The following is a 23,041-nucleotide window of genomic DNA, read 5'->3' on the forward strand; positions in this document are numbered from 1 at the left end:
GTCACGAAATAGTCACTGTTGTTGCGCTTGTCAGCTATACACGGTCAAATAAGCTCGGGGTCAGAGCCCGGCGAAGGCCGAATCGCCGTACGATGAACGCGCATATGATGCGGGCCGGCGTCCTCAACGACAAGGATCGATGCCTGATGAGCGTGATGGTCAAGGAAAGCCCGATCGACGAGAAAGAGATGATCGCCGCCGCCGAAAAGGCGCTGGCCGACATCTCGCGGGTGCGCGACGGCGTCGGCCGCGTCATCTTCGGCCAGGAAAGCGTGATCGAACGCGCCCTGGTGGCGCTTCTGGCCGGCGGCCACGCGCTGCTGGTCGGCGTGCCGGGCCTGGCCAAGACCAAGCTGGTGGAGACGCTGGGCGTGGTGCTCGGCCTCGATGCCCGCCGCATCCAGTTCACGCCCGACCTGATGCCGTCCGATATCCTGGGCTCGGAGGTGATGGAGCAGGACGAAAGCGGCAAGCGCTCGTTCCGCTTCATCCGCGGACCGATCTTCGCTCAGCTCCTGATGGCGGACGAGATCAACCGCGCCAGCCCGCGCACGCAGTCGGCGCTGTTGCAGTCGATGCAGGAATACCATGTCACCATCGCCGGCGCCCGCCACGACCTGCCCGCCCCCTTCCATGTGCTCGCCACGCAAAATCCGCTGGAGCAGGAAGGCACCTACCCGCTGCCCGAGGCGCAGCTCGATCGTTTCCTGATGCAGATCGACATCCTCTATCCCGAGATCGAGGCCGAACGGCGCATTCTGCTGGAGACCACCGGCATCGACGAGGCCAAGCCGCAGAACATGCTCGATCCCGCCCGGTTGCGCGATATCCAGACGCTGATCCGCCGCATGCCGGTGCCCGAGAGCGTCGTCGAAGCGATCCTCAAGCTGGTGCGTTCGGCGCGGCCCGGCCAGGGCAATGCCGAAACCGACAAGCATGTCGCCTGGGGTCCCGGCCCGCGCGCCAGCCAGGCGCTGACGCTCTGCGCCCGCGCCCGCGCGCTCTATGACGGCCGCCTCGCCCCGTCGGTCGACGACGTCAAGGCACTGGCCGAGCCGGTGCTGCAACATCGCATGGCGCTGACCTTCGCCGCCCGGGCCGAAGGCATGAGCGTGCGCGACGTGGTGGCGAAACTGACCAAAGGGCTGTGATGGCCAGGATCGGCGAGGCACAGGCACCGGTTGCCGCGCATGACGCGCTGGCAAGGGGCCGCCTGCGCGCATCGCTGGTGCCCGATCTGCTGGTCGAGGCGCGCCGCATCGTCAACACGGTGATCGCCGGCTGGCACGGCCGCCGCAAACGCGGCATCGGCGAGGATTTCTGGCAGTTCCGACCCTATGTCGAGGGCGAGGCGGTGGCGCGCATCGACTGGCGCCGCTCCGCCCGCGACGACCACACCTATGTGCGCGACCGCGAGTGGGAAGCCGCCCACACCGTCTGGCTGTGGGCCGACCCGTCTCCGTCCATGCTCTACAAATCGGCCGGCGCGAAAGTGTCCAAGCAGTCGCGCGCGCTGGTCCTGACACTCGCCATGGCCGAACTGTTGTCGCGCAGCGGCGAACGCATCGCCTGGCCGGGCGTCACCGACCCGTTCACCAACCGCAACGGCGCCGAGCGCATCGCCGCGCGCCTTGCCCATGCCGCGGTTTTGCCGGCCAGGCCCGACCTTTCCGGCATACGCCGCTTCGCCGACGTCGTGCTGATCAGCGATTTCCTTGACCCTGTCGAGGAGACGTTCGAATGGCTGGACGGGTTGGCCCGGCGTGGCGCGCGCGCCCATCTGGTCGAGGTGGCCGATCCCGCCGAGGAGACATTCCCTTATGCGGGCCGCACGGAATTCACCGACCCCGAAACAGGCGAAAAGCTGATCGCCGGTCGCGCCGAAGTGCTTTCCGAGGACTATCGCAGGCTCTATGTCGCCCGCCGTGAGACACTGGCGGCCTGGGCCAAGCGCCTGGGCTGGAGCTACACCGTCAACCACACCGACCACCTGGCTTCCGAAGCGCTGGTGCGGCTGCATATGGCGCTCAGCGTCGATGACAGCCACCTCGGAAGGGTCGGCGCATGAGCTGGCTGCCGCTCTCCTTCGGTGCGCCCATGGTGCTGTGGGGCCTCGTCGCCCTGCCCGTCATCTGGTGGCTGCTGCGCTTCACGCCGCCGCAGCCGCAGAAGGAAGTGTTCCCGCCGCTGAAGATCCTGGCCAGGGTGCTACGCTCGGAGGACACGCCGAACCGCAGCCCGTGGTGGCTGACCCTGCTGCGCCTGCTGATGGCCGGCCTGGTCATCTTCGCGCTGGCCGACCCGGTGTGGAACCCGCGCGAGCGTATCCCTGTCGGCGGCAGCCTGCTTGCCCTCGTCGTGGACAATGGCTGGGCGAGCGCGCCCGACTGGAACAAGCGTGTCGCTACCGCCGAGCGGCTCATCAACGATGCCGAGAAGAAGGAGATGCCGATCATCCTTGCCTTCACGGCGGAGAAGGCGAACCAGCAGATCGGTCCCTACAGTGCGGGCGATGCCCGCAGCCGCCTGAACGCGGTGCAGCCGCGCCCCGTGCCGGTCGACCGCGAAGGTGTTTTCCTGGCCGTCGCCAACACGATCGGCCAGAGGACCGGCGCGACCATCGCCTTGCTCACCGATGGCCTCGCCGCCAAGGATGATGACAAGGCTTTCGCGACATTGCTTGCGGCCAAGCCCGCCAACATCGTCTGGGCCGCGCCGGATCGTCTCGATATGGTCGGCTTGACCGCGGCCGACAACGGCCTCGATCGCTTCAGCGTCACCGCCATACGCGCGCCCGCAGGCGTGCCACGCGCCATGACCGCCGGCGCATTCGACGAAAAGGGCCGGCGTATCGGCGACGCTGCCCTCACCTTCCGACCCGGCGAAGCGGTAGCATCGGGCGAAATCGTCGTTCCCTTCGAACTGCGCAACGATTTCGCCGCGATCTCGCTGGACGGAGAAAATCACGCCGCCGGCGTCCGACTGCTCGACGGGACGGCAAAGCGCCGGCGCGTTGCCTTGCTGTCTCAGGCACCGACGGACGATACCAGGCAGCTTCTCTCCCCGCTCTATTACATCCGCCGCGCTCTTGAGCCATCGGCCGACATCATCGAACCGAAAAGCCCGGACCTCCAGGAGGCCATTCCGCAGCTTCTGGAGCAGAAGCCGGCGGTCATCGTCCTGGGCGATGTCGGCACCGTGCCGGACGCGGTGCGCGAGCCGCTGATCAAATGGATGCAGAATGGCGGCACCTTGATCCGTTTTGCCTCGACGCGGCTGCTTACCGCCGGCAATGACGACGAGTTGCTGCCGGTGAAGCTCAGGCTCGGCGAACGCCTGCTGGGCGGCGCGCTTTCCTGGACCGAACCGCAGAAAGTGACCGAGTTCCCATCGAACGGCCCGTTCGCGAAACTCGCGCCGCCGCAGGACGTGACCGTCTCGCGCCAGATCCTGGCCGAACCGACCCCGACCTTGGCCGAACACACATGGGCGACGCTGGCCGACGGCACCCCGCTGGTGACGGCCGACAGCCGCGGCAAGGGTATCGTGGTGCTTTTCCACATCACCCCTTCGGCGACGTGGTCGAACCTGCCGATTTCAGGAAGCTTCGTGGAAATGCTGAGAGCCATCGTCCAGCTCTCGCGCAACCAGGGCGCTGTTGGAGCATCAACGGAAAACGCGCCCGCCGCCACTTTGCCGCCCTACCGGATGATTGGCGCCGACGGCCAGATCGGGCCGCCAAGCGGTGAAGCAAAGCCCTTGCAAACCGGCAAGGCTCCGCTGCCCGTGACCATAGAGAACCCACCCGGTCTCTACGGTACCGAAAACGGCGTATTCGCGCATAATCTTTTGCCGGCGGATGCGACATTGGCGCCGATCAGCCGCCCGACGGTATCGATCCCCGTCGTCACCGAAAGCTACGCCGTCGACGAACAGCAGGACATCAAGGGACCGCTGCTGTTCGCCGCGCTTGCACTGTTGATCGTCGACGGATTGGTCGTGTTGTGGCTGACCGGTCTCTGGCGCCGGGCGGCCGGCCGGATGACGGCGGCAGCCGTCGCGCTGATCATCCTTCCCGCGCTGTTCCTGCCCGTACCGCCCGCCTTCGCCAGCGACGCCAAGCCCGGCGATCAGCAGGCGATCGACGCTGCCACCGTGACGCGGATCGCCTATGTGCTGACCGGCAATTCCAGCATCGATGCCGTTAGCCGCGCCGGAATGGGGGGGCTTACCCGTTTCCTGCGCGAAAAGACCGCGCTGGAACCCGGCGACCCGACCGGGGTCAACATCGAAAGCGACGACCTCGCCTTCTACCCGCTCATCTACTGGCCGGTGGACGCCAATGTCCCGGTGCCGTCGCAATCCGCGATCGCCCGCATCGACGAATATATGAAAAATGGCGGCACGGTTCTGTTCGACACGCGCGACCAGTTCGCCGCCACGCTCGACGCTTCCGCCAGTCCGGCGACGCAGCGCCTGCGCGATATTCTGGGCACGCTCAACGTGCCGCCGCTGGAGCCGGTGCCGTCCGACCATGTGCTGACCAAGTCGTTCTACATCCTGAACGAGTTTCCGGGACGCTATGCGGGAAGCCCGCTCTGGGTCGAGGCCTCGCTCGAGGCCAGCAACCCCGGCAACCGCCCGGTGCGCACCGGCGACGGCGTGACGCCGATCATGATCACTTCGAACGATTTCGCCGGCGCCTGGGCCGAGGACGAAAACGGCAATCCGCTCTTTCCGACCGTGCCGTCCGACCCGATGCAGCGCATCTATGCCTTCCGCGCCGGCGTCAACATCATCATGTACATGCTGACCGGCAACTACAAATCCGACCAGGTGCACGTGCCGGACCTGCTCGAACGGCTTGGTCAATGAGATGAACTGGTCGCTCGCCTTCGAACCGCTCCTGTCCTGGCCCCTGCTGGCGGCGATGCTGGTGCCGCTGGCGCTGCTTGCCGCTGTCGGCCTGTGGTTCCGTCAGCGCGGCGCAGTGCTGCGCCTTGTAGCCCTTGCCGCGCTGGCGCTTGCCCTGTTCAACCCGGTGTTCCTGGACGAAGATCGCGAAGCGCTGAAAAGCGTCGTCGCCGTCATCGTCGACCGCAGCCAGAGCCAGGACATCGGCGACCGCACCGCCCAGACCGACGCCGCCGTTGCCGGCCTGAAGGAACGGCTCGCCCGCTTCAAGCAGTTCGACGTGCGCGTCGTCGAGGCCGGCAAGAGCGGCGCCGCCGAGGAACGCACCGAGACCCGCCTGTTCTCGGCGCTCGACGGCGCGCTGCGCGACGTGCCGCCGTCGCGTGTCGCCGGCGCGGTGATGATCACCGACGGCGAGGTGCACGATGTGCCGGCCGGCCGGCCGGAGTTCAACGCACCGCTCCACGCGCTGATCACCGGCCACGAGAACGAAAAGGACCGCCGCGTGCGCTTCGACAAGGCGCCGCGCTTCGGCCTTGTCGGCAAGCCGCTCGACATGACCTATCGCGTCATCGCCACCGACGGGCAGACCGGGCCCGTCGACGTGCGCGTCTCCGTCAACGGCCAGCAGGTCGCGGTCGAACGCGCCTTCATCGGCCAGGAAATGCCGCTGCAGGTGACGATCCCCAGCGCCGGTCGCAACATCGTCGAACTCACCATCCCGAAGGAGGATGGCGAGTTGACCGACATCAACAACCGCGCGATCGCGCTGGTGGACGGCATTCGCGAAAACCTTCGCGTCTTGCTGGTCTCGGGCGAACCGCATGCGGGCGAACGGACCTGGCGCAACCTGCTCAAATCCGATGCGTCGGTGGATCTGGTGCATTTCACCATTCTGCGGCCGCCCGAGAAGCAGGACGGCACGCCGATCAACGAGCTGTCGCTGATCGCCTTCCCGACACGCGAACTCTTCGTCGACAAGATCAACCAGTTCGACCTGATCATCTTCGACCGCTACCAGCATCGCGACGTGCTGCCGATCCTCTATTACGACTACATCGCCGAATATGTCGAAAAGGGCGGCGCGCTGCTGATCGCGGCCGGCCCCGAATATGCCGGACCGAGCACGATTGCCCGCACGCCGCTGATGTCGGCCCTGCCCGGCATGCCGACCGGCGAGGTTATCGACAAGGCCTTTTATCCACGCCTGACCGAACTCGGCCAGCGTCACCCGGTCACCCGTGGGCTTGAGGGGTCCGAAGCCAGTCCGCCGCGCTGGGGCCGCTGGTTCCGCACCATCGGCATCGATCGGCCCGAGGGCGAAGTGGTGATGAAGGGAGCCGAGGACCGCCCGCTTCTGGTGCTCGACCGCAAGGGCCAGGGCCGCGTCGGCATGCTGCTTTCCGACCAGGGATGGCTGTGGGCGCGTGGCTTCGAAGGCGGCGGCCCGCATGTGCAGCTCTATCGCCGCGTCGCGCACTGGCTGATGAAGGAACCGGAGCTGGAAGAAGAACGGCTGACCGCCGACGGTCGTGGCATGACGCTGGAGGTGCGCCGCCAGACGATGAGCGACGATCCCGGCGCCGCCCGCATCATCACCCCTTCCGGCAAGCCGCTCACCCTGACCTTGCAGAAATCGGAGCCGGGAATCTTCAGCGGCAGCATGGAGGTCGGCGAAATCGGTCTCTATCAGGTTGCCAATGGCGACCTGACCGCGCTTGCCCATGTCGGCCCCATCAATGCGCCGGAATTCGGCGATGTCGTTTCCACGGAGAGCAAGCTGAAGCCGGCCACTGAGGCCACCGGCGGCAGCGTGCGGCGCCTCGTCGCCGGCACCGGCAGCGACATCGCGCTGCCTTCGATCGTGCCGGTGCGCGGTCAGGCCGAGGCTGCCGGACGCGACTGGATCGGCTTGCGCACCACCGACGACAGCGTGCTGAAGGCGGTGTCGCGCGTGCCGCTGTTCGGCGGCTTCCTCGGGCTCGGTCTGCTGCTCCTGGCGCTGGGCAGCATGTGGTACCGCGAAGGCCGCTAAAGCGATCCGGCAAGTATGACAGGGAGCCGCCGCTTCGGTTGCTCCAGCCAAGCTATCCGAGACGACGGAGATAGCGCGCCGTAACGACTTTAGATCAGCTTGCGACACGCCCGCCAAACGACAAGAAGGCCGCGCTCCGAAACCCCGGAGGCGGCCTTCTTGTCGATCCCGCCCGTGGCGGAAGCCGTATGTTTAGGCGGCCTTCTTGGCAGCCGCGTAGTGGTGACGATGATGCTTGCGGGCGTGATGCTTCCTGTGGTGCTTGCGATGATGAGCGCGGTGATGATGCTTCTTGTGCATCACGTGCTTGGCAGTCTCGGCGGCATTGGCCGAGCTGGCGCCGACGATCGGCATCGAGAAGGCAAGCGCCACGGCGAGGCCGAGGGCCGACAGAAGGGACTTTCTCATGGACGTGTTCCTATGTTCCTGGTTGAGCGGGCCAGTACCGGTCGCGTGTCCGTTGGGAATCGGTCGCCGCCGGCAGGAATGACCCTGGCGCATGGGCCGGACAGAGGGGGCGCCTGACGAATAGTCGCCCGGGCTGCACGTCGAAGCGTCGTTTCCGCTGAGGCCCGCATGGCCGCGGCGGGTCGGGAGACCGCAAGACCGCCTTCGAGAGGGGGGACGCCGAAGGCGGTCTCGAGGTTAGCCAAGGACGATTTACATCGTCTTCTTGGCTTCGGCCTTCTTGGCAGCCTTCTTGTGCTTCTTCACAACTTTCTTCTTGGTGACCTTCTCGACCGGCTTCTTAGCGGTCGCGGCCGGAGCTGCGGTGGTGGTGGTGGTGGCAGCAGCCGGAGCGGTCGTCGTGGTCGTGGTCGCCGTGGTCGAAGCAGCGTTCGCGGCGGTCGTGCCGAGAACCGGCATCGAGAAAGCGAGAGCAACAGAGAGGCCGAGAGCGGAGAGGATGGTCTTCTTCATAATAGGCTTCCTTTTTTCAGTTTGGGTCGAGCTTCACTGACTGGGATCGTCAGGTGTCACTCCAAGAAGCTTCAAAGCGGTGGCGTAGGTCCGGATGCCCTGGGCCTGCTTGCGGTCCGCGCAATACCGGGTCGCCTTCTTTTGAAGCACCTTTGCCTGGGCGACCTGAGCCGCCTCGGCGTGGGTTTCGATGGCCTCGTCGAGTTGTTGACTTAGCCGGTTGCAACGTTCGCTGCGGGTGATGGGGGTGTCTGCTTGCGAATGTCCGACGGCGGACAGGACAAGCGAAACGCCGAGCATCGCAGCCATCCATCCATTCGAACATCTTTGCATCGTCAGTCCCTGCGTTCCCCGTTTGCGAGGCGCCGCGACCGGTGTTCTGGCCGCTGCGAGGACCCTTATCGCATCGGTTTTTTGCGTCAGTTTTTCCCGGATGTTGAATTTTGTTTCTGGATTGTTTCTGAGGAGGACGCGCCTTCGAAACGCCGCAGCCGCTGGCCAAGACGATCGGGCAACCCTATCCTAAGGGCGAAACCAACTGCCTCCCCGGCAAAGCATTGCAATGGGTATCTCGTGAAATCCGATGCACACATTCTGATCGTCGACGACGACAAGGGCATACGCGATCTGCTTCAGGAGTTTTTCGAGAAGCGCGGCCTGCGCACCTCGGTGGCCCGCGATGGCAACGAAATGGAAGCCACGATGCGGCGCAACCAATTCGACCTGGTCATCCTCGACGTGATGCTGCCGGGCAAGAGCGGGCTGGAACTGTGTCGCGAGCTGCGCAACACGAACCAGGCGCTCCCCATCATCATGCTGACCGCCGTCAACGAAACGACGGACCGGGTGGTCGGCCTGGAGATGGGTGCGGACGATTATGTGCCGAAACCGTTCGACCCGCGCGAACTGCTGGCCCGTATCCGCGCCGTGCTGAGGCGCAACAACGCGACTGAGGCCCCAAGGCAGCCGCCGCGCCAGGTCTACCGCTTCGCTGGCTGGACGATGGATTGCTCGCGCCGCCGGCTGATCGCGCCGGGCGACGTGCGGGTGGAACTGACCGCGGCCGAATTCAACCTGCTGCACACATTCGTCAAGAGCGCGCAGCGCGTGCTCACCCGCGACCAACTCGTCGAACTCTCCGGCGGCGACGTCGGCATCAACTATGACCGCAGCGTCGACATTCTGGTCAGCCGGCTCAGGCGCAAGATGGAAGACGACCCCCGCACGCCCAAGCTGATCCACACGGTGCGCAGCGGCGGCTACCAGTTCATTCCCGAGACCACCTCCGAATGAAGCGGTTCCTGCCACAGACCCTGCCCGCCTGGGTTCTGCTGATCGTGATCGCCGCGCTTTTGATGAGCCAGGTCGCCACACTCTATATCGTGGCTAGGGACCGTGCCGCCGTCGCCGACATCGTCGACTACTACCGGCTGAACGATCGCGCCTATTCGGTCGTCCAGCTGCTTTATGCGGCCACTCCGGCGGACCGCAAACGCATGGCTTCCGGTGTTGCTAGCACCAGCTATGCGATGACCGTTTCCGACAGCCCCGTCGTCACCTCTTCGATCGCCCAGAACGACCAGCTGGCGGAACTGGAGGACATCCTCGTCAGCCGCCTCGCTCGCTTCGGCGTCACCGAGGCAAGGGTGCGGCGCGACGAGGCGACCCAGCCCGAAAAACCCGTCCGCAAACCCGGCTCCGATGCCGGCGAGGTGGAAAAGGATCTCCTGAGGCTCGCGGCGGGATTCTCCGAAAGCGACAAGCTGACCGCTTCGATCGAGTTCTCCGACGGCCAATGGCTGAACTTCACCGAACCGATCATTCCGCCAGGCCCGGTGCTGAACCCCGAGAGCCTGCCGCTTTATGCCATCGTCGCCGGTCTCGTCGTGGCGATGTCGGTCTGGTCGCTGCGCCGCCTGACCGCGCCCTACCGGGTGATGGAAACGGCGGTACGGCGCATCAGCAACGACCTGAAGAGCCCGCCCATTTCGGAAGCCGGCAGCCGCGAGATCCGCGCGGCGGCCCGGGCGATCAATTCCATGCAGTCGCGGCTGCGCGAATATGTCGAGGATCGCGAGCAGCTCGCGGCGGCGCTGGCGCACGACCTGCGCACGCCCCTCACACGCATGCGGCTGAGGCTGGCACTGCTGCGCAAGTCGAAGCTGCACGACGACCTCGCCCGCGATTTGAGCGACATCGAGGACATCGCCCGCTCCGTCATCGATTTCGCCACCTTCGAAGTGGCGGAGGAGAAAAGCGAGCGCATCGATTTCCTGTCACTGGTCGAATCCGTCGCCGACGGCTTCCCCCAGGTAACGCTCGACGACAACGGCACGCCGTCGCGCGAACTGATCTGCCTGGCGCGGCCGGTGGCGCTGCGCCGCTGCGTCACCAACCTCATCCAGAACGCGGTGACTTACGGCCAAAAGGCGCATCTCAGCCTGCATCACTCCAACAGCCAGATGGCGCTGGTCATCCGCGACGAGGGTCCCGGCATACCGCAGGCCAAGCTGGACGCCGTGTTCAGCCCGTTCGTCCGGCTGGAGAAATCGCGCAACCGCGAAACGGGCGGGCTGGGGCTCGGCCTGACGATCGCCCGCAACATAGCGCGGGCCGCCGGTGGGGAAATCTATCTGTCGAACCATCCCGAAGGTGGCCTGCAGACCGAACTGCGACTGCCGCTCGCGGTCTAGCGCCAGGCAGCGATCCGGCCGGCCGCTTCATCCAGATTGTCGGCCAGCGTACGACCGGAAGCCTTGCGGGGTTTCAGGTCGTGGTCGCCGTCGGGCAGCCACTGGACGGCGATTGTCCGGGCAAGCTTGTAGCTAGCCACTTCCTCGCTGGTGCCGAACGGGTCGCGTTCGCCCTGGCAGATCAAGGTCGGGCATTCCATTGCGGCGAGGTGAGCGGTTCTGAGCTTGTCCGGCTGGCCGGGCGGATGGAACGGGTAACCGAGGCAGACGAGCCCGGCGATTTTTCCCGTCCTGAACAGTTCGTCGGCGACCATGCTGGCAACCCGCCCGCCCAGCGACTTGCCGCCGATCAGCAACCTGCCGCTCGGTGCGGCAGCAGCGACGGCCTGCCGGTATTCGTCCAGAAGCACCTCGGCGCGAGGCGGCGGCTTGCGCTGGCCGGAGCGCCGCGCCGCCATGTAGCCGAACTCGAAACGCAGAGTACGGACGCCTTTGCCCGCCAGTTGCGCCGAGACGGCATTCATCCAGTCCGAATCCATCGGCGCGCCCGCGCCATGGGCAAGCAGAAGCGTGGTGCCGGCGTCAGCCGGGCCGTCGTCAAGAAACGAGGTCATGCCAATCCCCTGCGTTCGTTCGGCACACCGGTCCGGAAAGACACGAACCTATCGGCGCAGAACCGCCGAGAGAACATCGCGAATGCCGATGGCGCCGACGAAGCGCGACTGGTCGTCGAACAGCGCCACCGGAGCCGTTTGCGAGCGGTGCATGGCCAGCATCACGGTCTTGAGCGGCGTGCCGGGCGTTGCCCAGAACACCTGCGCCGCCTCGTCGGGCTGGCGCTCGACCTCGGTGCAGGAAACCCATACCGCCGGCTTGCCGTCGCGCTCGGCGGCAGCGACCAGGCCATGGTCGTCGATCTTGAAACGCGTGGTCTTGCGACGGTCGAGCCAGATCCAACCTTCCTCGGCCTGCTCCAGATCGCGGCGGTCGCGCATGACGTTCCAGGCGGTGAGCACCGAGAGCGGGTTCACATTGGCGATGAAGTCGCGCACATAGTCGTTGGCGGGCCGCAGTACGATGTCTTCCGGCGGACCGGACTGCACGATGCGCCCGCCCTCCATGATGGTGATCGTATTGCCGATCTTCAGCGCCTCTTCGAGGTCGTGGCTGACGAAGATGATGGTCTTCTTCAGCGTCTTCTGCAGCTGCAGGAGCTCGTCCTGCAGCTTGGTGCGGATCAGCGGGTCGAGCGCCGAGAACGGCTCGTCCATCAACAGGATCGGCGCTTCGGTGGCGAAGGCACGCGCCAGGCCGACGCGCTGCTGCATGCCGCCCGACAGTTCATGCGCGTATTTCTTCGACCACGGGTCGAGGTTGACGAGCTTGAGCTGCTTGTCGACGCGGGTCTTGCGCTCGGCGTCCGGCACGCCGGCGAGTTCGAGGCCGAGCCCGACATTTTCCTCGACCGTGCGCCAGGGCAGCAGGCCGAATTGCTGGAACACCATGGCGACCTGATGCTGGCGCAACTGCCGGAGCGTCGCCTCGTCGCAGGAGACGACATCGACCATGCCGTCGCCATTCTTGACCATGACCTGGCCGCGGCTGACGATGTTGAGCCGGTTGACGGCGCGCAGCAGCGTCGACTTGCCCGAACCTGACAGGCCCATCAGCACCGAGATCTCGCCCTCGTTGACAGTGAGGTTGGCGCCGGCGCAACCCAGCACATTGCCAGTCTGCTCGAGGATTTCGGCGCGGGTCGCTCCCTTGTCGACCATTGCCAGCGCGTCGGCCGTGTCCGGACCGAAGACGATATCGACATTCCTGAAATCGACGGCGACGCTCATTTCTTGCCTCCCACGCCAATGCGCGTCATGCGGTCGAGCACGATAGCCAGCACCACGATGGCAAGGCCGGCCTCAAGACCGAGGTCGATCCTGCGCGAGCCGAGCGCCCGGTTGATTTCAGTACCGAGACCGCCGGCGCCGATCAGCGCGGCGAACACCACCATCGACAGCGACAGCATGATGCACTGGGTCAGGCCCGCCATGATGGTCGGCAGCGCCGCCGGCAGCTCGACCTTCCACAACAATTGCCGCTTGGTGGCGCCGAAGGCCTGGCCGGCTTCGATGATCGAGGTCGGTACCGAGGTGACGCCGAGATGAGTCAGGCGCACCGCGGTCGGGATGACGAAGATGATGGTGACGATCAGGCCCGGCGCGTTGCCGAGACCGAACAGGGTTAGCACCGGGATCAGGTAAACGAAGGTCGGCAAGGTCTGCATCAGGTCGAGCACCGGCAGCATCACCTTGTAGACCTTCGGCTTGTGCGCGGCCCAGATGCCGAGCGGCACGCCGATCGCCATCGAGGCGGCAGCAGCGGCAACCACAAGCACCAGCGTCTGCACCGTCTGCTTCCACAGGCCCTGGTTGATGATGAAGAGCAGGCCGAGGAACACGCCGATGGCCAGCACCTTCGACCGCTGCAGCCACCAGGCGAGCAGCGCGATCAACAGCACGACGAGGACCGGCGGCATGACGAGCAGCAGGCTCACGATGCTGTCGAGCAGCGTGTTCAACCCGTTCGAAAAGCCACGGAAAATGCTGTTGAAATTATCCGTGAGGAAGGTGAAGAACGCCTTGCCCCACGCGCCGATCGGTATCTTCCAGGTCACCAGGAAGTTTGAAACCGGATCCATCTGCCCTCCCATCTCGCGCCGCCGTCCGCCCCGCACGAACGATCATCTTGTCACAGGATATGGAAAAGGGCAGCCCCCGGCCGGGCGGCTGCCCCTTTAGCGTCGCCCGCCAGGGGCGAGGTCGGTCAGCCGCCGATCGCAGTCTTCACGGCCGCAGCCGCGTCGCTACCGTCGAAGGCGGTCACGCCAGTGAGCCAAGGCTTGACCGCGTCGGGGTTCTTCTTCAGCCATTCGGTCGCGGTCTTGTTGGCATCGCTGCCCTTCAGGATCGAGTCCATCATCTGGCCTTCCATATCCAGATTGAACTTCAGGTTCTTGATGAAGGCGCCGGCATTCGGGCACTCCTGAAGGTAACCCTTGCGCACGTTGGTGGAGACGGTGGCGGCGCCAAAGCCGGAATTGCCCATGCCGTCGAGATAGGTGATCTTCATGGCGCCCATCACCGGATGCGGCGTCCAGCCGAGGAAGGCGATCCACTTGTTGTCCTTCATCGACTGCTCGGCCTGGGTCAGCATGCCGGCTTCAGAGGACTCGACCAGCTCGAAGCCCTGCAGATTGTCGGCGGGGTTCTTGATCATGTCGAGGATGATACGGTTGCCGTCATTGCCGGCCTCGATGCCGTAGATCTTGCCCTCGAACTTGCCGAGATCGGTCAGCGTCTTGACGCCGGCGTCGGCGACATAGGACGGCACGACGATGCCGTAGCCGGCGCCGGTGAGGTTCTGGCTGATCGTTTCGACGGAGCCTTCGGCGGTGTAGTCCTTGATGTCGTTGGTCATCGACGGCATCCAGTTGCCGAGGAAGACGTCGAGATCCTTGTTCTTCAGCGATGCATAGGTGACCGGCACCGAAAGCTGGATGACCTCGGGCTGATAACCGAGCGCGGTCAACAGCACGGAGGCCACGCCCGTGGTTGCCTGGATGTCGGTCCAGCCCACATCCGACAGACGGACCTTCTTGCAGCTCTCCGCATCCCCGGCGAAAGCCGTACCGGTAGCCAGGAAGGCCGCAAGGCTCATTCCTGCGACGAAAGACTTCATACGCGACATGAACTTTCTCCCATTGTGTCTGTTCGGCGAAGCGGAATCCGACGCCTGGCCTTGTTATGTCAGCCAAACACCATTCTTGTGCCGTTTCAAGCACCACGAGATACGATTGACGGCGCGCATTGGCCGATCAGCGACACGGCTAAGCTTTTTTGGTGGACGGCCGAAAAGCGCCCCTCGCAGCCGCGTACAACTTCTGCATAAAGGGCCATGGCAAAGCTCTATTTCAACTACGCCACCATGAATGCCGGCAAGACGACCATGCTCTTGCAGGCATCCTACAACTATCGCGAAAGCGGCATGACGACGATGCTGTTCGTCGCCGGCCATTACCGCAAGGGCGACACCGGGCAGATCTCGTCGCGCATCGGGCTCGAAGCCGAGGCAGAAATGTTCCGCGACGGCGACGACCTTTATGCCCGCATCGCCGAACACCACGAGCACACCACCGTCCATTGCGTCTTCGTCGACGAGGCGCAGTTCCTCGAGGAAGCGCAGGTCTGGCAATTGGCCCGCGTTGCCGACCGGCTGGGCATCCCCGTGATGTGTTATGGCCTGCGCACCGATTTCCAGGGCAATCTTTTCACCGGTTCGCGCGCCCTCCTCGCGCTCGCCGACGATCTGCGCGAGGTGCGCACCATCTGCCGCTGCGGGCGCAAGGCGACGATGGTCGTGCGGCTCGGCCCCGACGGCAAGGTCGCCAAGCAGGGCGAACAGGTCGCCATCGGCAAGGACATCTACGTGTCGCTCTGCCGTCGCCACTGGGAGGACGAGATGGGGCGTGCCCAGCCGGACGACTTCATCGGCTTCACGCGGCCCTGACCGCGGCGAACGGGACTCTGGCCGCCGCAACACGACGCTGATACGGTTGGCCAACCGATCCGAGGAAGACCCATGACCCGCCAGGCGCTCGGCCCAGCCATCGCATTGATTTCCGTGCTGATCTCCATGCCTTCCTTCGCCGGAGGCGACGCAGCGGCCGGCAAGAAGGTCTTCACCCGCTGCATGGCCTGCCACGACGCCACCTCCGAGCAGGACAGGGTCGGCCCGCATCTCTTGGGCGTCATCGGCCGCGCCGCCGGCAGCGCGCCGAGCTATCTGTCACGGTATTCGCAGGCCATGAAAGACGCCGGCGGTGGCGGTCTTGTCTGGAGCGAAGCAACCCTGACCGACTATCTGCGCGCGCCGAAGGCGAAGGTGCCGGGCAACAAGATGGGCTTCGCCGGGCTCAAGGACGATGCCGACATCGCCAATGTGATCGCCTATCTCAAGGCCGACCCCAAGCCGTAAGCGGCGAACGAAAGACCACCGACATCGGCCGCATTGCGGCGAAAGCGCCTGGCCTGTCTTTCAATCGCCAATCGCCCCCCATATATTCGCCGCAACCTGTCGCGTGCAGGTCCGTGTTGACACCGCTAGGGGGACCCGATGGCGACATTGCAGAATTTCGACACCGAGATTGCCAAGACCAAGCAGGTCGTCGAGGAGATGCGCTCCAAGATCGAGCAGTCCGGTAGCGTGCTCGACACGCTCGCCAAGGCCGACAAGAAGATCGGCGATGCCAATTTCGACATCGAGAACGCCCGCATCGACGACGTGCTGAAACAGCAAAAGACGATGGAAGCCAACATCGCCGACCTCATCATCGGCCTCGAGGACGCCACCAACGTGTTCGGCGCCGAATTCGAGAGCATGAAAAACTACACCGGCTGGGAAAACTTCGTCGGCATCTTCTCGGCCCAGAAGAAGCAACGCCTGCGCACCGACCGCGTGCGCAACATGTCGCTGGCCGGCAACCTGCAGGAACTGCTGGCCAAGTCCGACACCATCGTCGGCATCCTGAAGGCGCAGAAGCAGGTGCTCGACCAACGCTACAAGACCTCCGAGGCCAGCCTTTCGCAGGTGATCGAGCGCCGCAAGGCGACCATGACCGAGCTGGAAGCCGTGCAGAAGCGCATCATGGAACTGAACCCGATGCTGCTCGACGTCGAGAACAGGATTGCCGCCTCGACCAGCCAGAAGGATCGCACCGCGCTGGAGAGCGAGCGCTCCAAACTGGCCACCGAATACAACGAGCGCCAGGCCAAGGAGCAGGAATTGCTGGCGGCCAGCCAGACGCTGGAGCGCTACACGTCCATGTTCCAGACCTTCGTGGATTCGCTCAACAACCAGATCGCCGCGCAGTCGACGCTGATCAACAAGCTGACCATCGATACCGAGCAGCGTATCGTGCTCTACAAGGCGCTGGAGGATTCGCTGAAGACAGCCGCCCAGCAGGATGTCGCCCACAAGATCAACACACTGGGCTCGCAGGTCGACACCACGGCTGAGGAGACCATGGCCGGCATCGGCGCCGCCGCGCAAAAACACATTGGCGACCTGCTCGAGATGCATGAGAAGAACATGGTGGCGACCGCCGACATCCAGCGCCGCAAGAAGCTGGCCGACGATGCCTTTTCGCGCCGCTTCGAGGATGTGATGAAGAAGCACAACGCCGCGAACTACGTGCAGTCCTGACCACGACACGACAGGACTGTCCGCATTCAATGCCTTCTTCCGATCGCCCCCATAGCCGCCATCCCTTCGCCTGGAAGGGAGTAAAGCCATGACCGTCGAGACCGAAGCGGCCGAGCGCTATTTCTCGGCCATCACGGCCGCCCTGTCGGGGCTGGAAATCTTCATGCGCGACGACCGCTCGCCGCTCTACCGGCACGGCATCGTCGCCAAGATCGTCGCCGAATACATCGCCCGGCTCGACAAATCCTTCACCTGCTGGCGCAACCGGCTGGGCTTCATGGAGACGTTCAAGATCTCGCGCGCCGAAAGCGGCTATCCGGTGTTCCAGAACCTGCTCGAACTGGAAAACGACCGCCGGCAGGCCGATAGCCGGCTGGCGACGATCCCCTCGGCCCGCGAACTGCGCGCCGAGATGGCCGACTTCATCCTGCGCCACAAGGAGTTTCCGGCAGCGCTCCAGAAGTCGATGGCCGAGCGGCTTTACCTGGAAGACATCAAGAGCGGCGAGACCTTCGCGCCCTTCTCCCTGGCGCAGACCGCCAAGGTCTCGGTCAATCCGAAATCCGGCCTGCCCTATTATCTCGTGCATTGGGCAAGCTTCGACGGCACCGCCAATTTGCCGCTGATCTATATGGCGACCGTCGAGGATTCCTCCGACGGCATCGTGCGCCAGCTGGTCGACAAGGACGGACGCCTGAACGAGAAGGTCGAGATACCGCTGCCCGTCGACGGCCTGCTCAACCCCGACCTTGCCCGCCGCTTCGACGACTTCACCGAAAAGAACTCGTCCTACTCGCTGGCGCCGCTGACCATCGCCGTCAATCTCGACAAGGATTTCGAGCCACTGCATCCAAAACAGCTGCGGCGCGTGGTGCTCGGGCCCTTCTATTCGGCCGGCATCACCGACAACAATTCGACCGTCACCGAGGTGCTGGCCAAGGTGCGCAAGCCCGAAAATGCCTGGCTGCTGACCTGGACGATCCAGGAGGTCTATTCGAAGGGCGAGAAGCCCGGCCGGCGCGGCCTGTTCTCCAGCGAGAAGACCACGCAGGAGTTCTTCATCAACACCGACGATCTCGAAGCGACCCGCCAGGGCGTTTCCAGCTACGAGAACCACGCGCTTGTGCCGCACGAGGCCTATCAGGCGCTCTACGCCGCCGGCGAGGCGCAGAAGATCTTCGGCGGCTACAAGGTCCATATCCTGTCCGGCGGACGGGTGATTTCGGATGTGTAGCGACCATCCGAACCAGACGGCTTGACGGGGGACGAATGGATACCGGCCTGACCACCATCTCCGAAGCGGCGATCGAAAAGCATCGCGCCACCGCGCAGAGCTTCATCACCCGCATCGTCGTGCTGGAAGACCCCGCCCGCGAACAGGGCACGGCGCTCGCCGGCACCGGTCGCCGCTTCGTCTCGACGGTTTCGACCGGCTCGGTGCGCAAGACACGCGAGGTGGAACTGGTAAGAACGGTTGCCTCCGTGCGGCCGGACGATCAGCTGCTGTCGATCCCGCAGCACACGCTGCTTTACCGCGCCCGCCGCGGCATCGCGATCGCGCTGGCGGTCGCCGACATTTTCGCCGAAGGCTCCGACCTCGAAAGCCTGCAGGCCAGGAACGCTCGCGCGCCGCTTGAAGGCGACGAGGCCAGCCATTTCAAGAAACTTTTGTCGGCCTCCGCCTATGTTTCGGCTTTTGCGCTGGCGTCCTACCTAACGCAGTCGATCGACAGCGACGGCGAGGCGCCGAACGACATCGCCGAGCCCGATCTCCTGTTCGACACGCCGCAGGATGCGGTCAAGTCGCTGGTGGCCGGCCTTGACCGGGCATTGTCGGGCGCCAAGGACGATGCCGACCTGCTGGCGCGGGCGAAAAGCTTCGCCCGCATTACCATCGACGGGCTTCTCGCCCGCAAGGGTCGCTTCGACGGGCTGGGCACCTTCGAGAACGCGCATATCCGCATCGACGCCGACGATTTCATCCTCGACGGTTTCGACGTCGCTCCCGGCAAGCGTGCCAAGCCGCTGGTGATGACTTTCAAGAAGCCGGAAGAAGTCGTCGGCAACCACATCGCCAAATACCAGTCGATCAAGCTGGCCAAGATGCTGATGGCCTACGACTTCGACCGCGAGCTCAACCCGTTCGTCGAACTTGGCGGCTTCCTGTTCACCTTCATCGGCGACGGCGCACCCGGCACCGGCAAGACCACGCTGATCCAGATGATCGCCGGCCTGGTCAACGATTACTGCAAGGTCGCCGGCTATCCCTTCGCCTATGAGAATTTCGGTGTCGACCAGATCTCGTCCTACCAGGGCAAGTCCGGCCAGAATTGCCGGCAGTTCATCAACAATGTGCTGAACCCGCGCGCCATCGGCTTCGGCACCATCGACGACATCGACCAGGTGGCGGCCAAACGCTCCGACGACCGGGCTTCCGCCGGCCAGCAGGAAATCACCGGCGTCTTGATGGACGCCTTTGCCGGTGCCGGCACGGTGGTGCGCGGCAATTGCTCTTTCGGCATGTTTTCCAACTATCCGGAAAACGTCGACGACGCGTTGCGCCAGCGCGCCGGCGCCCGCTGGCTGGTCGACGGTCCGCAGACCCGCGACGACTACATCGACATCTTCGTGCTTTTGGCCGGCAAAAACCACAAGATCCCGCTCGGCGACCACGAGCTTTACGCCGCGCAGGAAATCCAGCGTGCCGTGACCGAAGCCTATGGCGAACACGCCAAACCTCGGGAAGACGGGCTCGTAAGAGTTTTCGAGCGTTTCACCAAGGAGAATGGCACGCCCAAGACCATGGAGGACGTCGGCACTTATCTGCACATGATCAAGGAAGCAGAACCGCGCTTCACCGGCCGCGCCATCAAGAACGTCACCGACGCCATCAAGATGCGGGCGATGGACATCGAACTTCCCGACGAATGGTTCGAAAAGCCCGAGGCCTTCATGCACAAGGCCTATGACGAGAAGAAAGCGATGATCGAGGAACTGCGCGGGCCATTCGACATGGACATGGTCATGCAGGAGATCAACCGCTACGCCGACTCGGAGTTCCGCTACGCCGACAAGTCCGACGACGCAGCGGTGGACAAACTTCTACGCGACGCCAGGCTGCGCGAACGCGCCGCGCGCGAAATGGCGGAGTTGCAGAAGAAGGGGCTGTGGAACGCCTGATGGACCTCCTGCGCGACAACGAGCTGATCTATGGCCGGTTGCTCACGGTGGACGAGCCGCATCTGATCGGGCGCTACAACAAGGCACTCGCCGCGTTCGGCCTGAAGCCGACGGGGCTGGAGAGCTTCCATATCGACCGCACCGGCTTCTCGCCGGAGATCGCCGAGGAATGCGGAGACCAGGCCTATCTCGATCCGAACGGGGTCAACCGCCGCTTCATCATCCTCACCCCATCGCAGATCGATCTGCCGGTGGTGCACACCGCCTTCTCGAACACCTCGCAGCTGATGTTCGAATTCATGTCCAGGAACAGCCGCGCCATCGACGCGCTGACCATCAAGGACGTGCTCTATGGCGAGATCGAGGATTCCGTCTCGAAGGTCGAGGACATCGAGGATCTCCTGTCCATCAACCAGGTCGAGTTCCGCGTTCTTTCGGCCGAAGACGTTCTCGGCAAGGCGGCGGAACTCGGCACCCTGGTCGATCGCCTGAAACAGGAACCCGACGCCTGGCGCGACAACGAGATGCTCGACCGCATGGTGGAACTGGCCAAGGTCACCGGCGATATCCGCGAGAACGCGCTGGTGCCGGACCAGGTCATCTTCCGCCACAACGCATACTGGACAAGCCATTTCGGCGGGCTCTATGTCTTCGTCGACAAGGACGTGACAACGGTGGTCGGCGACCCCGCCGCGCCCGGTTTCCGCCGCTCGCGGCCGTGGCAGGTGAGCTACCTGTCGATCAAGGACGCCGACACTGTTTTCAAGTTCCTCGCCACCTCCGGGCGCATCGAACTGCCGCGCGCGTCATGGGTCGAGAGTTCCGGCTATCTCGAGCACCGCGCCGAGATGGTGGTGCGCGACCTGATCTGGCAGTCCGATCCGGACCGCAACCTCTCCAGCGTCGACAAGGTGTGGCTGCAGACCTGGATCCACAACCACGCCGACGCGATCAACCGCGACGGCAATTTCCCCTTCCTCAACGCCGCCAAGCGCGAGATCGGCCAGCTTGGCCGGTTGAAGATCGAGGAGGTAAAGCCGCAGCAGCGTTTCCTGGTGGTGCGCGCCAAACCAAGCCATCCCGACGCCTGGCTGACCAACCGCCTGATCTCCGATTTCGTGCCGTCGGACTTCGTGTCCCGCTACATTTTCAACAAGCAGGGTTTCTATCGCGACTACGAAGGCTACAGCGAGGTATGGCGATCGCATGTTGTCGATGTCCTGAAAACCACATATCTCAGGGACAAGGCGACGTTCAGGACCCGTCTCTATGGCCTGGCCGACTGAACCGACGAGGGGTGTCACCGCATGCTTGATCCGATCGTGAACTTTTTCACCCGGATGTTTCAATGGATCGGCCGCGGTATCGGCTTTCTGATCGGCATAGCGCTGTGGCCGTTCATGTGGGTCGGCCGCTGGTATTTTCAGCGGGGCTGGATGCTCAAATCCATTCTGGGTGCCGCCCTGCTCGTGCTGATCGGGCTCTACGCCAATTTCTTCTATGCCACCCAATGGTGGAACAATTTCGATCCGAACTACGTCAACAAATATGACTTCGCCAAGAGAGACGTCTCGGCCGGCGAACAGGTGACGGCCGGCGGCGGCACCGACACGACCAAATCCTGCGCGCGCTCGGCGATCGCCGACATGACGGCCGACTTGACCGATTTCAACGTGAACCAGAATGCCTGGATCTCGTCGATGATCCTCTACAAGGTCGGGCTGTTCGGCTACGACTGGGACAAGACGCCGTTCATGGACAACAAGGCCTCGTTCCAGCGCGGCATCAACCAGGCGGTGCGTCGCACATCGACCGAGCTTGCCGACAATATGGGCCGCGTGCGCACCACCTCGCAGATCGACGGCGACCTGCAGGAAGCCCGCGGCAACCTGCAATTCGACGAAGCCACCTGGTATTTCGGCTTCAGCCCGTTCGGCCCCAAGACGCCGACGCCCAGCTACTATCGCGACGCCATCAAGAAGCTGCGCGCCTTCAACGGCAGGCTTTCCACCTGCCAGGCCGTGTTCGACGCCCGCGCCGACAATCTCAAGCAATATATCGACCGTATCGCCTCAGACATCGGCTCGACCTCGGCCATCCTCAAGGACCGCGCCGAGAACTACGATTACGGCTTCTTCGACTTCCGCGCCGATGACCGCTTCTGGTTCGCCTATGGCCAGCTCTACGCCTATTACGGGCTGATGAAGGCCGCGCAGGCTGACTTCGAGGACGTGATCAAGCAGAAGAACCTGAAGAGCCTGTGGGACACCATGGACGCCCAGTTCGTCTCGGCGCTGCGCATCCAGCCCTGGATCATCGCCAACAGCGACGAAACCGGCATCTTCGCGACCCATCTGACGACGATGGGTTTTTATATCCTGCGCGTCCGCTCGAACATGGTCGAAATCAGCAGCGTGCTTTCGCAGTAGCGAATAGCGAATAGCGAATAGCGAATAGCGAATAGCGAATAGCGAACAAATTAGCCGGCTGCGGCCATGTCGCAAGCAGGATTTAATGTACGCTCCGGCCTTGCCTACTCGCTACTCCCTATTCGCTATTCGCTCTAAACGACCCTGTCGCATTTCGCGTATTGTGCGGCTGTTTTGAGACGGCGGGATGGCCTCCCGCTCGGCTTCTATGCAGCCCGACACCGGCGGCCAATGCCGCGCCTGCCACCTGACGATTTGGGAGACCACCTTATGGCCGACTATAAGAGCGACATTGAGATAGCGCGCGGCGCGAAGAAGCAGGCGATCCAGGCGATCGGTGCCAAGATCGGCATACCGAGCGAGCATTTGCTGCCCTATGGCCACGACAAGGCGAAGGTGTCGGCCGAGTTCATCAAGTCGGTGAAAGGCAACAAGGACGGCAAGCTGATCCTGGTCACCGCCATCAACCCGACACCGGCCGGCGAAGGCAAGACGACGACGACGGTGGGGCTCGGCGATGGCCTGAACCGCATCGGCAAGAAGGCGGTGGTGTGTATCCGCGAGGCCTCGCTCGGTCCGAACTTCGGCGTCAAGGGCGGCGCCGCCGGCGG

At 64.1% G+C, this 23,041-nt stretch carries 21 protein-coding genes; 14 read left to right on the top strand and 7 right to left on the bottom strand.

The window, feature by feature from the left end; translation table 11 throughout:
* The first annotated feature begins 146 nt into the window (after positions 1-146).
* From AB4136_RS31780 to AB4136_RS31795, 4 genes are read left to right on the top strand one after another with little or no spacing between them, the layout of a single operon-like run.
* Positions 147-1,151: an AAA family ATPase gene (locus tag AB4136_RS31780; RefSeq protein WP_024925536.1), complete on the top strand. Its 1,005-nt coding sequence runs from the start codon at positions 147-149 to the stop codon at positions 1,149-1,151.
* Positions 1,151-2,068, top strand: coding sequence for a DUF58 domain-containing protein (locus tag AB4136_RS31785; protein ID WP_024925537.1), 918 nt, complete (start codon positions 1,151-1,153; stop codon positions 2,066-2,068). Before AB4136_RS31780 ends, AB4136_RS31785 begins: the two co-directional genes overlap by 1 nt.
* Positions 2,065-4,875, top strand: a complete 2,811-nt coding sequence (locus tag AB4136_RS31790) for a DUF4159 domain-containing protein (RefSeq protein WP_024925538.1) — start codon at positions 2,065-2,067, stop codon at positions 4,873-4,875. The genes AB4136_RS31785 and AB4136_RS31790 overlap by 4 nt, the downstream gene beginning before the upstream one ends.
* 1 nt (position 4,876) lies before the next feature.
* Positions 4,877-6,949: a membrane protein gene (locus AB4136_RS31795; RefSeq protein ID WP_024925539.1), complete on the top strand. Its 2,073-nt coding sequence runs from the start codon at positions 4,877-4,879 to the stop codon at positions 6,947-6,949.
* 192 nt (positions 6,950-7,141) lie between these two features.
* Here AB4136_RS31795 and AB4136_RS31800 read toward each other — a convergent pair whose 3' ends face one another.
* The 3 genes from AB4136_RS31800 to AB4136_RS31810 all read right to left on the bottom strand — a co-directional run bounded on the left by AB4136_RS31800 (position 7,142) and on the right by AB4136_RS31810 (position 8,179).
* The gene (locus tag AB4136_RS31800) at positions 7,142-7,357 is read right to left on the bottom strand and encodes a hypothetical protein (RefSeq protein WP_024925540.1); all 216 of its coding nucleotides are present in this window, start codon (positions 7,355-7,357) and stop codon (positions 7,142-7,144) included.
* A gap of 252 nt (positions 7,358-7,609) precedes the next feature.
* Positions 7,610-7,870, bottom strand: coding sequence for a hypothetical protein (locus tag AB4136_RS31805; protein ID WP_137901394.1), 261 nt, complete (start codon positions 7,868-7,870; stop codon positions 7,610-7,612).
* Positions 7,871-7,903: 33 nt separating this feature from the next.
* The gene (locus AB4136_RS31810; RefSeq protein ID WP_441932200.1) at positions 7,904-8,179 is read right to left on the bottom strand and encodes a hypothetical protein; all 276 of its coding nucleotides are present in this window, start codon (positions 8,177-8,179) and stop codon (positions 7,904-7,906) included.
* 264 nt (positions 8,180-8,443) lie between these two features.
* On the opposite strand from AB4136_RS31810, the gene AB4136_RS31815 reads away from it, so the two are divergent.
* Both AB4136_RS31815 and AB4136_RS31820 read left to right on the top strand, forming a co-directional pair.
* Positions 8,444-9,163 carry a response regulator transcription factor gene (locus AB4136_RS31815; RefSeq protein ID WP_137901396.1) on the top strand — a complete coding sequence of 240 codons (720 nt, stop codon included), beginning with the start codon at positions 8,444-8,446 and terminating at the stop codon, positions 9,161-9,163.
* A complete protein-coding gene (locus AB4136_RS31820; protein ID WP_137901397.1) occupies positions 9,160-10,563 on the top strand; it encodes an ATP-binding protein in 1,404 nt (467 codons plus the stop codon). Before AB4136_RS31815 ends, AB4136_RS31820 begins: the two co-directional genes overlap by 4 nt.
* Here AB4136_RS31820 and AB4136_RS31825 read toward each other — a convergent pair.
* The 4 genes from AB4136_RS31825 to choX all read right to left on the bottom strand — a co-directional run bounded on the left by AB4136_RS31825 (position 10,560) and on the right by choX (position 14,307).
* The gene (locus AB4136_RS31825) at positions 10,560-11,177 is read right to left on the bottom strand and encodes an alpha/beta family hydrolase (protein WP_137901398.1); all 618 of its coding nucleotides are present in this window, start codon (positions 11,175-11,177) and stop codon (positions 10,560-10,562) included. The genes AB4136_RS31820 and AB4136_RS31825 overlap by 4 nt on opposite strands.
* Positions 11,178-11,225: 48 nt before the next feature.
* A complete protein-coding gene (gene choV / locus AB4136_RS31830; protein ID WP_137901399.1) occupies positions 11,226-12,407 on the bottom strand; it encodes a choline ABC transporter ATP-binding protein in 1,182 nt (393 codons plus the stop codon).
* A complete protein-coding gene (gene choW / locus AB4136_RS31835) occupies positions 12,404-13,258 on the bottom strand; it encodes a choline ABC transporter permease subunit (RefSeq protein WP_024925547.1) in 855 nt (284 codons plus the stop codon). The genes choV and choW overlap by 4 nt, the downstream gene beginning before the upstream one ends.
* A gap of 125 nt (positions 13,259-13,383) precedes the next feature.
* Entirely contained in the window at positions 13,384-14,307 is a 924-nt protein-coding gene (choX, locus tag AB4136_RS31840; RefSeq protein WP_441932203.1) for a choline ABC transporter substrate-binding protein, read from the bottom strand.
* A gap of 207 nt (positions 14,308-14,514) precedes the next feature.
* Here choX and AB4136_RS31845 point away from each other — a divergent pair, with 207 nt between their 5' ends.
* From AB4136_RS31845 to AB4136_RS31880, 8 genes are all read left to right on the top strand, one after another.
* Positions 14,515-15,126 (top strand): thymidine kinase, encoded by a 612-nt coding sequence (locus AB4136_RS31845; protein WP_024925550.1) that lies wholly within the window; start codon positions 14,515-14,517, stop codon positions 15,124-15,126.
* 126 nt (positions 15,127-15,252) lie between these two features.
* A complete protein-coding gene (locus tag AB4136_RS31850) occupies positions 15,253-15,594 on the top strand; it encodes a c-type cytochrome (RefSeq protein ID WP_373426400.1) in 342 nt (113 codons plus the stop codon).
* A 138-nt stretch (positions 15,595-15,732) separates the two neighbouring features.
* Positions 15,733-16,821, top strand: a complete 1,089-nt coding sequence (locus AB4136_RS31855; protein WP_024925552.1) for a hypothetical protein — start codon at positions 15,733-15,735, stop codon at positions 16,819-16,821.
* An 88-nt stretch (positions 16,822-16,909) separates the two neighbouring features.
* Positions 16,910-18,055, top strand: coding sequence for a hypothetical protein (locus tag AB4136_RS31860; RefSeq protein WP_024925553.1), 1,146 nt, complete (start codon positions 16,910-16,912; stop codon positions 18,053-18,055).
* Positions 18,056-18,090: 35 nt separating this feature from the next.
* A complete protein-coding gene (locus tag AB4136_RS31865; RefSeq protein ID WP_024925554.1) occupies positions 18,091-20,001 on the top strand; it encodes an AAA family ATPase in 1,911 nt (636 codons plus the stop codon).
* Complete coding sequence (locus AB4136_RS31870) at positions 20,001-21,287, top strand: DUF6638 family protein (protein ID WP_036254425.1); 1,287 nt, start codon at positions 20,001-20,003, stop codon at positions 21,285-21,287. Before AB4136_RS31865 ends, AB4136_RS31870 begins: the two co-directional genes overlap by 1 nt.
* Positions 21,288-21,308: 21 nt before the next feature.
* Positions 21,309-22,430 (top strand): DUF2333 family protein, encoded by a 1,122-nt coding sequence (locus AB4136_RS31875; RefSeq protein WP_024925556.1) that lies wholly within the window; start codon positions 21,309-21,311, stop codon positions 22,428-22,430.
* A gap of 270 nt (positions 22,431-22,700) precedes the next feature.
* Positions 22,701-23,041 (top strand): formate--tetrahydrofolate ligase (locus AB4136_RS31880; protein WP_441932207.1); only part of this gene is annotated, 341 nt, incomplete at its 3' end.

The sequence above is a fragment of the Mesorhizobium sp. 2RAF21 genome, from assembly GCF_052115345.1.
GTDB lineage: Bacteria > Pseudomonadota > Alphaproteobacteria > Rhizobiales > Rhizobiaceae > Mesorhizobium > Mesorhizobium terrae.